Annotated in this window: 12 protein-coding genes; 5 read left to right on the forward strand and 7 right to left on the reverse strand. The window is 73.0% G+C overall.

Annotation, left to right across the window (positions count from 1 at the left end; translation table 11 throughout):
* Positions 1-3: 3 nt before the first annotated feature.
* Positions 4-945, reverse strand: a complete 942-nt coding sequence (locus tag AB0G02_RS05895) for an NADP-dependent oxidoreductase (protein ID WP_360789930.1) — start codon at positions 943-945, stop codon at positions 4-6.
* 48 nt (positions 946-993) lie between these two features.
* On the opposite strand from AB0G02_RS05895, the gene AB0G02_RS05900 reads away from it, so the two are divergent.
* Entirely contained in the window at positions 994-1,419 is a 426-nt protein-coding gene (locus AB0G02_RS05900) for a helix-turn-helix domain-containing protein (protein ID WP_360789933.1), read from the forward strand.
* Here AB0G02_RS05900 and AB0G02_RS05905 read toward each other — a convergent pair.
* Complete coding sequence (locus AB0G02_RS05905) at positions 1,416-2,171, reverse strand: acyltransferase (protein WP_360789936.1); 756 nt, start codon at positions 2,169-2,171, stop codon at positions 1,416-1,418. The genes AB0G02_RS05900 and AB0G02_RS05905 overlap by 4 nt on opposite strands.
* Positions 2,172-2,224: 53 nt before the next feature.
* Here AB0G02_RS05905 and AB0G02_RS05910 point away from each other — a divergent pair, with 53 nt between their 5' ends.
* Positions 2,225-3,166 carry a nucleoside hydrolase gene (locus tag AB0G02_RS05910; protein ID WP_360789938.1) on the forward strand — a complete coding sequence of 314 codons (942 nt, stop codon included), beginning with the start codon at positions 2,225-2,227 and terminating at the stop codon, positions 3,164-3,166.
* On the opposite strand, the gene AB0G02_RS05915 is transcribed toward AB0G02_RS05910, so the two are convergent.
* The 4 genes from AB0G02_RS05915 to AB0G02_RS05930 are packed head-to-tail and all read right to left on the reverse strand — an operon-like array spanning position 3,163 to position 6,847.
* Positions 3,163-4,311: a class I SAM-dependent methyltransferase gene (locus AB0G02_RS05915; RefSeq protein WP_360789941.1), complete on the reverse strand. Its 1,149-nt coding sequence runs from the start codon at positions 4,309-4,311 to the stop codon at positions 3,163-3,165. The genes AB0G02_RS05910 and AB0G02_RS05915 overlap by 4 nt on opposite strands.
* The gene (locus AB0G02_RS05920; RefSeq protein WP_360789944.1) at positions 4,311-5,264 is read right to left on the reverse strand and encodes a class I SAM-dependent methyltransferase; all 954 of its coding nucleotides are present in this window, start codon (positions 5,262-5,264) and stop codon (positions 4,311-4,313) included. The genes AB0G02_RS05915 and AB0G02_RS05920 overlap by 1 nt, the downstream gene beginning before the upstream one ends.
* Positions 5,254-6,033 (reverse strand): enoyl-CoA hydratase-related protein, encoded by a 780-nt coding sequence (locus AB0G02_RS05925; protein ID WP_360789947.1) that lies wholly within the window; start codon positions 6,031-6,033, stop codon positions 5,254-5,256. Before AB0G02_RS05925 ends, AB0G02_RS05920 begins: the two co-directional genes overlap by 11 nt.
* Before the next feature lie 37 nt (positions 6,034-6,070).
* Positions 6,071-6,847, reverse strand: coding sequence for an ABC transporter ATP-binding protein (locus AB0G02_RS05930; RefSeq protein ID WP_360789961.1), 777 nt, complete (start codon positions 6,845-6,847; stop codon positions 6,071-6,073).
* A 177-nt stretch (positions 6,848-7,024) separates the two neighbouring features.
* Between AB0G02_RS05930 and glgX the strand changes: the two genes are divergently transcribed.
* From glgX to AB0G02_RS05945, 3 genes are all read left to right on the forward strand, one after another.
* Entirely contained in the window at positions 7,025-9,133 is a 2,109-nt protein-coding gene (gene glgX, locus AB0G02_RS05935; protein ID WP_360789950.1) for a glycogen debranching protein GlgX, read from the forward strand.
* 287 nt (positions 9,134-9,420) lie between these two features.
* A complete protein-coding gene (locus AB0G02_RS05940) occupies positions 9,421-9,999 on the forward strand; it encodes a cysteine dioxygenase family protein (protein WP_360789953.1) in 579 nt (192 codons plus the stop codon).
* Positions 9,996-10,382 (forward strand): rhodanese-like domain-containing protein, encoded by a 387-nt coding sequence (locus tag AB0G02_RS05945; RefSeq protein WP_360789955.1) that lies wholly within the window; start codon positions 9,996-9,998, stop codon positions 10,380-10,382. Before AB0G02_RS05940 ends, AB0G02_RS05945 begins: the two co-directional genes overlap by 4 nt.
* Positions 10,383-10,556: 174 nt before the next feature.
* On the opposite strand, the gene AB0G02_RS05950 is transcribed toward AB0G02_RS05945, so the two are convergent.
* Positions 10,557-13,508, reverse strand: coding sequence for a BTAD domain-containing putative transcriptional regulator (locus AB0G02_RS05950; RefSeq protein ID WP_360789958.1), 2,952 nt, complete (start codon positions 13,506-13,508; stop codon positions 10,557-10,559).
* Positions 13,509-13,798 lie beyond the last annotated feature (290 nt).

Consider the following 13,798-nt stretch of genomic DNA (forward strand, 5'->3'; position numbering starts at 1 on the left):
CCGTCACACGGTGAGCACGAGCTTGCCGGCGGTCCGGTTGGCCTCGCCCACCTCGTGCGCCTTGGCCGCGTCCTCCAGCGCGAAGGTCTCCGCGACGACCACCTCCAGCTCGCCGCGCTCCACCAGTCCGGCGATGTGCTCCAGCGCCGCGTGGTCCGGGACGACGGACACCGTGGCGGCGCGGACGCCCAGTTCCGCGGCGGCGGCCTGGAGCCTCGGCAGGGCGCCGGGGTTGACAGCGCCGACGTACCGTCCGCCGGGCCGCAGCACGCGCATCGACCGCTGCTCGTAGTCGTCGCCGCCGATCAGGTCGAGCACCACGTCGACGGGTTCCAGGTCACCGAAGTCCCGCGTCCGGTAGTCCACCGGCTCGTCCACGCCCAGGCGGCGCAGCAGGGGGTGCTTGGCGGCGCTCGCGGTGCCGATGGCCGACGCGCCCAGCGCCTTCACCAGCTGCACGGCGAGGTGGCCGACACCGCCCGCGGCGGCGTGGACGAGGACCCGCTCGCCCGGCTGCACGCGGGCGGCCTCGGTGAGGGCCTGCCAGGCGGTGAGCGCGGCCAGCGGCAGGGCCGCCGCGTGCACGTGGTCGAGGTTGGCGGGCTTGCGGGCGAAGTGGCGAGCGGGTGCGGCGACGTACTCGGCGTACGCGCCGGCCGGGCGCGGGAAGTGGGGCATCCCGAACACCTCGTCCCCGACCTCGAACCGGTTCTCCCCCGCCGGCACCGACACCACCACGCCGGAGACGTCCCAGCCCGGCGCCCACGGGGCGGTGTGCCACAAGCCGTCGCGCCGCACCTTCCAGTCGATCGGGTTCACGCCGGCCGCGCGCACCTCGACCAGCACCTCGTCCGACGCCGGCACCGGCCGGGGGACGTCCCGGACCCGCAGGACCTCCGGCTCCCCGAAGGCTTCGACCAGGACCGCTCGCATCTCGTTCGTCATGGGAAAAGGATCACGCGAGGTGGTACCTGTTGTGAAGAAGGCACCCAAATGGTATCTAGGTACCTTGTGTATACCATCCCTGACCTGCGAGCCATTGGTGGTGCGGACGCCTTCATCCGCAGCTGCGCGTCCCGAGCGGTGCTCGACCTGTTGACCAACAAGTGGGTCTGCCTGGTGATCAGCGCCCTGCGGCCGGGCACCATGCGCTTCGGCGAACTGCGCCGCCGCCTCGACGGCATCACCCAGAAGATGCTCACCCAGACCCTGCGGGACCTGGAACGGGCGGGCCTCGTGCACCGCGCCGTCTACCCCAGCGTGCCGCCCCGGGTCGAGTACCGCCTCACTCCGCTGGGCGAGAGCGTGGGCAGCCTGATGGACTCGATCAGGGTGTGGTCGGAGACCCACATCGAGGACATCCGCACCGCGCAGGAGGAGTACGACCGCAAGGCGGGCGAGGAGCTCCAGCCCGTCTAGGGGGTCGAGGAACCGTTGCGGGACTGCTCCAAGGCCTCCTGGGCCTTGCGGGCCATGTCCGCGACGGCGGCGCGGCGCACGGCGTCGGCCTCGTAGTCGGCACGGCGGTCCTTGACGACCCGCGCCGGCATCCCCACCGCGATCTTGAAGTCCGGCACGTCGCCGCGCACCACCGCGTGCGCGCCGATCACGCACCCGCGGCCGATCCGCGTGCCGCGGGTCACGGTGACCTTGGTGCCCAGCCAGCAGTCCGGCCCGATGCGCACCGGCGACTTCACGATGCCCTGGTCCTTGATCGGCAGCGTGATGTCCGCGGTCACGTGGTCGAAGTCGCAGACGTAGACCCAGTCCGCGATCAGCGTGGCCGCGCCGATCTCCACGTCCAGGTAGCAGTTCACCGTGTTGTCCTTGCCGAACACGGCCTTGTCACCGATCCGCAGCGACCCCTCGTGGCAGCGGATGGCGTTGCCGTCACCGATGTGCACCCAGCGGCCGATCTCCAGCCGGCCGTAGCCGGGGCGGCAGTGCAGCTCGACCTTCTTGCCGAGGAACACCATGCCCCTCAGCACCACGTGCGGGTTCGCGATGCGGAACTTCAGCAGCCGCCAGTACCGGACCAGGTACCAGGGCGTGTACGCGCGGTGCCGCAGGACCCAGCGCAACGACGCCACCGTGAGGAACCTCGCCTGCGCCGGGTCGCGGCGCGACCTGCGCCACCTCGTCCACACCGGGGCACCCCACATGCTCGTCACGCAGGCACTCTAGCCGCCGACGGCACCTCGGCCGCCATGTCAGAGTGGTGCCCGTGACCACTCCGCTGATCATCGACACCGACCCCGGCGTGGACGACGCGTTCGCCCTCGCCCTCGCCGCCGCCAGCCCCGACGTGGAGCTGATCGGGGTGACCACCGTCTTCGGCAACGTCTCGCTGGAGAACACCACCCGCAACGCGCTGCGCCTGCTCGCCCTGCTCGGCCGGGACGACGTGCCGGTCGGCGTGGGCGCGTCCCGGCCGCTGGTCCACCCCCACCCGCACCTGTCCAGCGCCCACGGCTCGGACGGCCTCTCCGGCTTCGCCGACACCCTGCCCGAACCGACGCGCGGCCCCGACCCGCGCGACGCCGTCACGTTGCTGCGGGAGCTCCTGGAACAGGCCGACCGGCCGGTCACGATCGTGCCCATCGGCCCGCTCACCAACATCGCGCTGCTGCTCGCCACGCACCCCCACCTCAAGCCGAAGATCGGTCGGCTCGTCGTGATGGGCGGCGGCGTCAACGGCGGCAACATCACCGCCACGGCCGAGTTCAACGTCTGGAGCGACCCCGAGGCCGCCCGCCGCGTGCTGGTCGAGGAGGACGTGCCGACCACGCTGGTGCCGATGGACCTGACCCGCCGGTGCGCGGTCAGCAGCCGGTGGCTGGACGACCTGGCCGGGACCTCCCCCGCCGCCGCCACGCTGGTCGGCCTCACCCCCGACTACCTGGCGACCTACCGCAAGTTCCTGGGCTGGGACGGCATGGCCGTGCACGACGCGGTCGCGGTGGCCGAGGCCGTGCGGCCGGGCATCCTCGCGCACACCCCGTTCCCGGTGGACGTCGACTGCTCGTTCGGCCCGAACCGGGGCGCGCTCGTGGTGGACCAGAGGCTGGAGGTGGACGCGCCGAAGACGCTGGACATCGCGGTGGACGCCGACCTCGACGGGTTGCGCGCGTTCCTGTTCGAGAGGTTGGCGACCCTGGCGGGCTAGGTGCGCTCGGCGTGCGCCAGGAGGTAGACCGGGCGGCGGCCGATGCGGGTCAGCGCCACCGTCGCGTCACCGGACCCGGTGAGCTTCAGCCTCGGCCGCAGCGCGTTCGGGTCGACGTCCAGCCCGCGCACCAGGATCTCCAGCCGGCCCACGTCGTGCGCCCGCAGCGCGGACCGCAGCGCCTTCTCGCTGTAGTGCCCGTGCTCCACCACCCGGAACGCCCGCACGCCGGGCGGCGGCGTCGGCCCGGTCAGGTAGGCGATCCGCTCGTCCAGCTGCGCCAACCCGTGCCGGGCCGCGTAGTGGCGCACCAGCCCGGCGCGCACCACCGCGCCGTCCGGGTCGACCAGCCACTCGTCCGGCTCGCGCACCGGGCAGTCGTCGGGCTCGGCGGAGGTGATGGTCCACCCGGGACCGTCCGACCGCAGCACGCTCGCCCGCCGGGACACGCCGGGCGTGGCCAGGCCGCGCGTCCACAGGCACGCCTCGCGCACCTGCCCGTCCAACGACACCAGCTCGACCTCGTCGGCCCACGGCGCGACCGCGAAGTCCACGCCGGGCGCGCACTTCACCGCCAGGTCCCGCGACGCGTACGCCTCGGCCAGCTCGTCCAGCGGCGGCGCGAAGTCCTCCGGCCGCCACGTCCGCCGCCCGGTCGCGTCACGCCGGGCCGGGTCGGCCCGCACCGCCGTGCCCCGCGACACCGGGCGCTGCGCGTCCGCCCGGACCAGCGGCACCGCGTCACCGAGGTTGTGCCGCGCCATGGCCAGCCGCACCGGGTCGAGGTCGGACCCGACCGACCACTCCGGCAACGCGGCCAGGTCGGCGCCGATCGAGCACGTCACGTCGTGCACGGGCCCGCCGAACCGCCGGGCCCGGTGCACGGCCACCGCGTGCGCGGTCGCCTGCTGGAGCGCGTCGGAGGTGAACAGCCCGTCGGTGAAGGCGAGCTTGCCCGCCTTGCGCCGCAGCAGCACCGTCTCCAGCACCGCCGCGAAGCGGTCCGGCGAGACCTCCTTGGCCCGCCGCACGTCCGACAGCCGCGACGCGGGCGTCAGCGGCAGGTCCGCCAACGCCGACAACGCGGCGCGTCCGGCGTCCGACCGCAGGTGCGCCACGTCGTCGAGGCTGAAGGCGTAGGCCACTAGACCGGCTTGCGACCCGTCACGGAGACGTTGTAGAACACCTCGCGCGGCAGCACCTTGGCCAGCACGTTCTCGTCCACCCAGGACAGCCGCTGCCAGGTCCGGTAGGCGAACATCGCCCAGCCGAAGCCCAGCTTCTCCCGCGGCACGGCGGCCTCGAACGTGCGCACCGGCCAGCCGAACAACGCCGCCGACAGCTCCTCGGTCACCGCGCGCACGCCCACCGCGCCCGCCGCGCGGGCCGTCCGCTCCAGGTCGGACGGGTCGAACGTGTGCAGGTCGACCACCGCCTCCAGCGCCGCGGCCCGGGAGGACTCGTCCAGCTCCTCCTGCGGGCGGCGCCACTCGGTCAGCGGGGCGAGCTTGGTCACGTTCGTGGTCAGCCACCAGGTGAGCTGGCCGAGCTTGCGCGCGTAGAAGTTGCCCACGTTCGTGGGGTCGCCCGCGAACACGAACTTGCCGCCCGGCTTGAGCACCCGCAGCACCTCGCGCATCGCGGCGGCCACGTCCGGGATGTGGTGCAGCACCGCGTGCCCCACCACCAGGTCGAACGTGTCGTCGTCGTACGGGATGCGCTCGGCGTCGGCCACCCGGCCGTCCACCGGCAGGTCGAGCTGCCCGGCGTTGCGCAGCGCCACCTCGACCATGCCCGGCGACAGGTCGGTCACCGAGCCGCGCTCGATCACCCCGCCCTGCATGAGGTTGAGCAGGAAGAAGCCCGTGCCGCAGCCCAGCTCCAACGCGTGCCCGTACGGGCCGACGTCGCCGGCGACCGCGCGGAACCGGTCCTTGGCGTAGGTGATGCAGCGCTCGTCGTAGGAGATCGACCACTTCTCGTCGTACGTGCCGGCTTCCCAGTCGTGGTAGAGCACGTTCGCGAGCTTGGGGTCGGAGTACGCCGCCTCGATCTCCTCGGCGGTGGCGTGCGGGTTGGGCTTCGGATCAACGGCCACTGAACTTCGCCTTCCCCGGCCCGTTCTCGATGAACGACGCCATGCCTGTCTTCTGGTCCTCGGTGGCGAACATCGCCGCGAACAGCTGGCTCTCCAGCTTCAGGCCGCTGCCCAGGTCGGTGTCCAGGCCGCCGTCGATCGCGGCCTTCGCGGCGGCGTAGGCGCGCACCGGGCCGTTGACGAACTGCCCGGCCCACCGCTTGGCCGCCTCGTACACGTCGTCCGGCGCCACGACCTCGTCCACCATGCCGATGCGCAACGCCTCCTCGGCGCCCACGAACCGGCCGGTGTAGATCAGGTCCTTCGCGCGCGACGGCCCGATCAGCCGGGGCAGCCGCTGCGTGCCGCCCATGCCCGGGATCACGCCGAGCAGGATCTCCGGCTGGCCGACCTTGGCGTTGTCGCCCGCGATCCGCCGGTCCGCGCACAGCGCCAGCTCGAACCCGCCGCCCAGGGCGTAGCCGGTGATGGCCGCCGCGGTCGGCTTCGGGATCTCCTCCACCGCGCGCAACGCCGAGGTGAACGCGCCCGCTCGGGCCGCCATCTCGGCGTACGACAGCTCGGCCATCTCCTTGATGTCCGCGCCGGCCGCGAACACCTTCGGCCCGCCGTACACGATCACCGAGTACACGTCGGCCCGGTCGGTCGCCTCCAGCGCGGCGGACCGGATCTCCTCCTGGACCTGCCGGTTGAGCGCGTTCATCGGCGGGCGCTCCAGCCGGATGGTGCCGATCCCGTCCTCGACTTCGAGCCTCACGAACTCAGCCACGCGGTCCTCCTCGACCTCCGTCGGTGCGCCTCGCAGGTTACCCCTGGGTAGTTTTGCGGCGGGCGAAGTACCGGTCGCCCGACCGCTGGAGCTCCAGCGGCTGGTCGAAGGTCTTCGACAGGTTCTCCTCGGTCAGCACGTCGTCCAGCAGGCCCTGCGCCACGATGCCGCCGTCGCGCAGCAGCAGCGCGTGCGTGAAGCCGGGCGGGATCTCCTCCACGTGGTGCGTGACCAGCACCGTCGCCGGCGCGTCCGGGTCCATCGCCAGCTCGGACAGCCTGGCCACCAGGTCCTCGCGGCCACCCAGGTCCAGGCCCGCCGCGGGCTCGTCGAGCAGCAGCATCTCGGGGTCGGTCATCAACGCGCGGGAGATCAGCGTCCGCTTGCGCTCGCCCTCGGACAGCGTGCCGTAGGTGCGGTCGGCCAGGTGCTCGATGCCCATCGCGGCCAGCAGCTCCCTGGCGCGTCCGGTGTCGAGCTGGTCGTACTCCTCGCGCCACCGGCCCAGCACCGCGTACCCGGCGCTGACCACCAGGTCGACCACCTTCTCGTCGCCCGGGATCCGCGCGCTCAGCGCCGCCGAGCACAGCCCGATGCGGGGCCGCAGCTCGAACACGTCGGTCTTGCCGATCCGCTCACCGAGCAGGTGCACCTTGCCCCTGGTCGGGTGCAGCTCGGCGCTCGCCAGCCTCAGCAGCGTGGTCTTGCCCGCGCCGTTGGGACCGAGCACGACCCAGCGCTCGTCCAGCTCCACGCTCCAGTCGACGTCCCCGACCAGCGTGGTCTTGCCACGTCGAACCGAAACACCCTGCATGTGGATGACCAGATCTTCGTTTTCCACGCCTGCCCTCGCCCCGTCGATGCATCGCCGCCGCCATTGTTCTGCAACCCCCTCCGCCGGTGGTCCGGCGGGGGGAGGTACGGGCGGGGGCGGTGAACCTCACCGCGCTCGTCCCCGCACCGAGCGTGTTGTGCTGGAAAGATCGAGGACATGGCAGCCGACTCCATCCTGCTCGCCGGCCGACCGTTCCCCCTCGGGGCGCACCCCGAGGCCGGAGGTGTGCGCTTCGCCGTCTCGGCGCCGCCCGCGCACGCCGTAGAAGTGTGCCTGATCAGCGAAGATGGCACGGAAGAGCGCGTCGAGCTGACCGAACGCACGTTCGGCGTGTGGCACGGGCTGATCTCCGGCGTCACCCCCGGACAGCGCTACGGCTACCGCGTGCACGGCCCATACGACCCGTCCCGCGGGCTGCGGTGCAACCCCGCGAAGCTGTTGGTCGACCCGTATGCGACGCGGATCACGGGGACGCTCACCGACCTGGACGCGGCGCTGGGCTACGTGGACGACCCGATGCTCGGCGGCCCGTCCCCGGTCGACTCGCTGGGCAGCGTGCCGCTGTCGGTGGTCCACTCGCCCGGCGGGCCGGACACCGGCGTGAAGCCGGAGGTGCCGTTCGAGGAGGCGGTGATCTACGAGCTGCACGTGCGCGGGTTCACCCAACAGCACCCGGCCGTGCCCGAGCACCAGCGCGGCACGTACCTGGGGCTGGCGCACCCCGCCGTGGTGGAGCACCTGACGCGGCTGGGCGTGACGTCGGTGGAGCTGCTGCCGGTGCACGCGTTCGCCGACGAGCCGTCGCTGATCCGCGGCGGCAGGCACAACTACTGGGGCTACTCGCCGCTGAGCTACTTCGCGCCGCACCCCGCCTACGCCAGCGAGCCGGGCCGGGAGGTGGAGGAGTTCCGCACGATGGTGTCCGCGCTGCACAAGGTGGGCATCGAGGTGATCATCGACGTCGTCTTCAACCACACGTGCGAGGGCGGGCCGGAGGGGCCCACGCTGTGCTACCGGGGCTTCGACGCGCCCGGCTACTACCTGCACATCGAGGGCGGCGGCACGCTCGACATCACCGGCTGCGGAAACACCACCGAGGCCGGTTCGCCGCAGTTCGTGCGGCTGGTGACGGACTCGCTGCGCTACTGGGCGACCGAGATGGGCGTGGACGGGTTCCGGTTCGACCTGGCCTCCACGCTGGGCAGGCCGGGCGGCGGTCGGTTCGACCGGGCGTCGGCCATGCTCACCGCGATCACGTCGGACCCGGTGCTGTCGCGGTGCAAGCTGATCGCGGAGCCGTGGGACGCGACCGGCGACGGCTACCGGGTCGGTGACTTCGGCGTGCAGTGGGCCGAGTGGAACGGCCGGTACCGCGACACGGTCCGCGACTTCTGGCGCGGCATGACCAGCGTGCGCGACCTGGCCTACCGGCTGTCCGGGTCGTCCGACCTGTACGCCGACGACCTGCGGCGGCCCTGGCAGTCGATCAACTTCATCACCGCGCACGACGGGTTCACGCTGCGCGACCTGGTTTCGTACAACGAGAAGCACAACCTGGCCAACGGCGAGGACAACCGCGACGGCACCAACGACAACCGGTCGTGGAACTGCGGCGCGGAGGGCGAGACGGACGACAAGGCGGTGCTCGCGCTGCGCGCCCGGCAGGCGCGCAACCTGTTCGCCACCCTGATGCTGTCCACCGGCACGCCCATGGTGACCGCGGGTGACGAGCAGTGGCGCACGCAGGGCGGCAACAACAACGCCTACTGCCTGGACGACGAGACGTCGTGGGTGGACTGGGACCTCGGTGACGAGGGCGAGTCGATGCTGGCGTTCGCCCGCCGGGTGATCACGTTGCGCGCCGCGTCGCCCGCGTTGCGGCAGCCGCAGTTCTTCGACGGCCGCACCACCGCCTCCGGTGCGCCCGACCTGGTGTGGTTCCGGCCGGACGGCGAGGAGATGGCCGAGACCGACTGGTTCGACGACGGCCGCCGGTTCCTCGGCATGTGGATCGACGGGTCGAACAGCCTGTCCCGCTCACGGGACGGCGAGCTGGTGTCCGACGACTCGTGGCTGCTGCTCGTGCACGCCGGCGCGGACCCGATCGAGGTCACCCTGCCGGGGCCCGAGTACGGCGGCCGGTACGAACCGGTGATCGACTCCACCACCGCCGACGGGTCGCCGGCGCGGGCGGGGAGCCTGGCGGCCGGGTCGACCGTCGAGCTGGAGAGCCGTTCCCTGCTGTTGCTGCGCGTGCCGAGCTGACCCGTTCGGCGGGGAGTGCCTCGGTGGCCGATTGCCTCCGCCACCGAGGCAATCCTGGCTGGTGGGAGCCGTCTGCGCGGGTTCCGGATCCGTGGCAGCATGCCGGTGTGGCCCGCCCGTTGCTCACCTGGTGCGACCGCACGATCGACCTCCTCCTGGTGGCGTCGTGCGGCTGTAGCCGGACGCGACGCGGCCGGTAGACCACCTGGTTCGACCGGTGCCACCGACGCCGCGTCGCGTCTTGATCGCTACCCCGCCCGACCCGTAGCCATCAGGAGCGACCAACCGTGACCGCGACGATCGCGCGCGCCGACCTGCACCCGAAGCTGGACGTGCGGTTCCTGCGCGACATCATCCACCCCGAGCGCGACCTGTGGACGCCGCGCGAGCTGCGCGACCTGACCTCCACCGTCGCCGCCGAGCTGACCACGCCGCTGCTGGACGTCCTCGACTTCGACCCCGACCGGCGCTGGTGGGCGCGGCTCGGGCTGACCGAGGGCGTCGAGCTGTGGTTGCTGAGCTGGCTGCCCGGCCAGGGCACCGAGCCGCACGACCACGGCGGTGCGGCGGGCTCGTTCACCGTGCTGACCGGTGAGCTGGCGGAGGACTACCGCTACCCCGGCGGTCCGATCCGCAGCGCGCTGCGCCCCGTGGGCAGCGCGCTGGGTTTCGGGGCCGGGCGCGCGCACCGCGTGCAGAACCGTGGCACGGTGGGCGCGGCGAGCGTGCACGCCTACTCGCCGCCGCTCGTGCCGACCCGGGAGTACCCGAGCCTGGCCGACATCCCGCACGAGATCCCGCCGTTGCCCGCCCAGCGGCTGCCGTTGGAGCAGCTGCGCGTTCTCGCAGACCAGGAGGGCCCGTGAGCGCCGAGGAGTTCCTTGAGGAGGCGCGGCGGACGTTGAGCCGCGTCGAGCCGCACGAGCTGGCCGGGCTGGAGGACGTGCTGGTCGTCGACATCCGGCCGCACCACAACCGCGCGGAGGAGGGCGAGATCCCCGGCTCGATCCCGGTGGAGCGCATCGTCCTGGAGTGGCGGCTGGACCCCGGCGGGGAGCACCGGATCCCCGGCTTCACCGCCGACACCACCGTGGTCGTGCTGTGCAACGAGGGGTACGCGTCCAGCCTGGCGGCGCGCGACCTGCAACGCGTGGGCCTGCCGAAGGCGACCGACCTGGTGGGCGGCTTCCGCGGCTACGCCGAAGCCGGCCTGCCCGTCCGCCAGGGCGCCACCCAAGCAGTCACCTGACCGACCTGGACGTTCAACTCACCGCACCTGGACGTAGGACTCTCGCGTCCTGAACGTAGGACTCTCGCGAGAGTCCTACGTTCGTGTCGCGCGTGTCCTACGTTCGGAACGGGCGTGTCCTACGTTCGCGTCGCGCGTGTCCTACGTCCAGGACCGGTGAGTCGAGCGTTCCGGTCAGGGGGAGTGGTGGCCGATCTGCTCCTGGAGGTCGGCGGCGCGGTCGGTTTCGGCCGCGGCCGAGGCGTCGTCGCCCAGAGCGCGGTGCACGGCGGCCAGCTCGGTGCGGGCGGAACGCTCCGTGATCCGCAGGCCGAGCCGGGCGGTGAGGTCGGTGGCCTGCGTCGCCAGGACCTTGGCCTCCGCGAGCTGCCCCAGCAGTCGGCGGACGACGGCCAGGCCCACCAGCGCCCGCGCCTCGCCCGGCAGGTAGCCGATCCGACGCGCCTTGGTCAGCGCCTGCTGGAACTGCTCGTCGGCGGTGCGCAGCGAACCCAGCCCGCGGTTCGCGGACGCCATCACCACCAGCACGTTCGTGGTGATCCGCTGGTCACCGTCCTCCCGCAGCTCGGCCAACGCCCGGTCGGCCAGCCGCAGCGACTCGGCGTGCTCGCCCAGGTCCAGGCGCACGGACGCGGTGCTCTCCAGCACCCGCGCGGTGGCCTCGCGGAAACCCGCCTCCGTCGCCAGCCGCAACGCCTCGGACAGGTGGGTGAGCGCGCGCTGCGGTTCGCCCATGAGCTGTGACGCCACGCCGAGCAGCGTCAACGCGGTGATCTCGCTGCCCCGCAGACCGTGGTCCACGCTGATCGCCAGCGCCTCGCCCAGCAGGTCCACCGCCTCCGCCAGCTCACCGGTCTCGATCGCCAGCACGCCCAACCCGGTCAGCACGCCCGTCTCACCCGACCGCGGCCCGCCGAACTCGCGCTTCAGCGCCAGGCACGTCTCCAGGTCGTTGCGCGCCGACGCCAGGTCGCCCGACTCCAGCCGCACCACGCCGAGGTTGCCGCGCACCTCAGCCTCCGACACCAGGTCACCGGACATCCGGTGCAGCTCCACCGAACGCGTGTAGTGCGCGATCGAGGTGTCGAAGTCACCGAGCCGCCAGTGCAGCGTGCCGAGGTTCTGGTGCATCGCCGCCTCGCCCGCCACGTCGTGCTGCTCGTGCGCGGCGTCCAGCCCGTACTGCGCGGTCGACAGCCACTCGGTGACGTGCTTGCCGATCCACAGGTACCCGCGCAGCCCGTCGGCCAGCCGCCACGACAGCGCGGCCGGCCCCCGTTCGGCCGCCGAGCGGATCGCCGCGGCCAGGTTCGCCCGCTCCGCGTCCAGCCACGCCCGCGCCTGCGCCGCCGTCCCGACCCCCGGCAGCCGCACCGGCCGCCCGGCCGGGGCGGGCAGCCGCATCAGGTCCGGGTACAGCAGCTCGGCGCAGTGGTCGACCGCCCGCACGTAGAACTCCAGCAGCCGCACGCGCGCCGCGCCGACGTCCTCGCCGGCCGCCTCGGCCCTCTCCGCGGCGAACCGCGCCAGCTCGTCGTGGAACGCGTACCGGTCGCCGTCGGAGCCCACCAGCCGCGCGCCGGTCAGCTGCCCGAGCAGCACCGCCGCCTCCGGCACCGGCAGGTCGGCCGCGTTCGCCGCCGCCTCCGTGGTGAAGTCCGGTCCCGGCACGACGCTGAGCAGCGCGAACAGCCGTCGGGCGCCCGGCGTGAGGGCGGCGTGCGCCAGGTCGAGCGGATCGCGGTCGGCCAGCCGCTCCAGGTACCGGGCGACCGACCCGCCGCCCACCGACGCCGCCGCGACGTGCAACGTCAGCGGCAGGTGACCGCACCGCCGGGCCAGCTCCTCGGCCGCCTGCCCGGACCGCTGGAGCAGGGCCAGCGACTCGTGCGGCTCGAACACGTCCAGCCCGACCCGCCGGGCGCCGTCCACGGCGATCAGCCCGCGCAGGTCGTCCCGGCTCGTCACCAGCACCGGGCAGCTCGCCGCGCCGGGCAGCAGCGGGCGCACCTGGTCGGGCGCGGCGGCGTTGTCCAGCACCAGCAGCATCCGCCGGCCGGCCAGCAGCGACCGGAACAGGCCGCTCTGCTCGTCCGGGTCCACCGGGATCTGCTCCGGCGGCACGCCGAGCGCCCGCAGGAACCGGGTCAGCACCTCCACCACCGGTGTGGCCGGCCCCGGGGCGTACCCGCGCAGGTCGACGTACAGGCGACCGTCCGGGAACCGCTGCCGCAGCCGGTGCGCCACGTGCACCGCCAACGCCGTCTTGCCCACGCCCGGCACGCCGGTCAGCGCCACGATCGGCACCGCGGTGCGCTGACCGTCCGGCGCGATCAGCCGGGAGATCCGGTCCACCAGCTCGGTGCGGCCCACGAACCCCGGCACGTCCGGCGGCAGCTGGTCGGGCACGTCCGGTGCGGCCTGCTCGACGGGCGCGGCCAGGCTCGGGTCGCCCACCAGGATCGCCTGGTGCAGCTCGCGCAGCGCCGCGCCGGGCTCGATGCCCAGCTGCTCGTCCAGCATCCGGTCGACCAGCCGGAACGCCTCCAGCGCCTCGGCCTGCCTGCTGCCCCGGTACAGCGCGACCATCAACTGCGCCCAGAACCGCTCGCGCAGCGGGTGGTCCGCGGTCAACGACCGCAGCACCGGCACCAACCGCTCGTGGTTGCCCAGCGCGAGCTCGACGTCGTTGCGCTCCTCGTGCACGACCAGCAGCCGTTCGGCCAGCCGGGGCACCTCGTCGTCGCGCAACGCGTCCGACGGCACGTCCGACAGCGCCGGCCCGCGCCACAGCCCCAGCGCCTCGGCGTACAGCTCGGCCGCGTCGGCCAGGTGCCCGGACTGCGCGGCCTGCCGGGCCAGGCCCGCCGTCGTGGTGAACCGGTGCACGTCGACCTGCTCCGGCGGCACGACCAACCGGTAGCCGTCCGATGTGGTCCGGATCAACGACGGGTCGCCCAGCAGGTGCCGCAGGCGCATCACGTAGGTCTGCAGGGTGCCGCGCGTGCGGGCGGGCGGGTCGCCGCCCCACAGGAACGACACCAGTTCGCCAATTGAGACAACCCGGCCCGCGCGCAGTGACAGGGCCGCGAGCAGCGCCCGGTGCTTGCCCGCCCGGACGGGCACCGGCTGACCCTGTATGCGCACTTCAAGCGGGCCGAGAAGGCCGAACCACGGCCCAGCGCCCATCCGTTCGCATCCCCTCGTTGCGCCTCCCTGTGGCACAGCCTAGGGCGGGCGCTGACGGCACGAGTCATCGCCGCGTCAGCGATACGACAGCGCGCTGCGGCACTCTATGAAGCGTCCCGGTTGGGGGACCGGGACAACAGAACTTCTCGGGTCCGCGTCAGCGGATACGCGATCACTGGGGGTCGAGTGGCCCGCACCGCCAGGGGGGGGGCAGTCGGGGGGGTGTG

This window comes from Actinosynnema sp. NPDC023658, assembly GCF_040639995.1.
Taxonomy (GTDB): domain Bacteria; phylum Actinomycetota; class Actinomycetes; order Mycobacteriales; family Pseudonocardiaceae; genus Actinosynnema.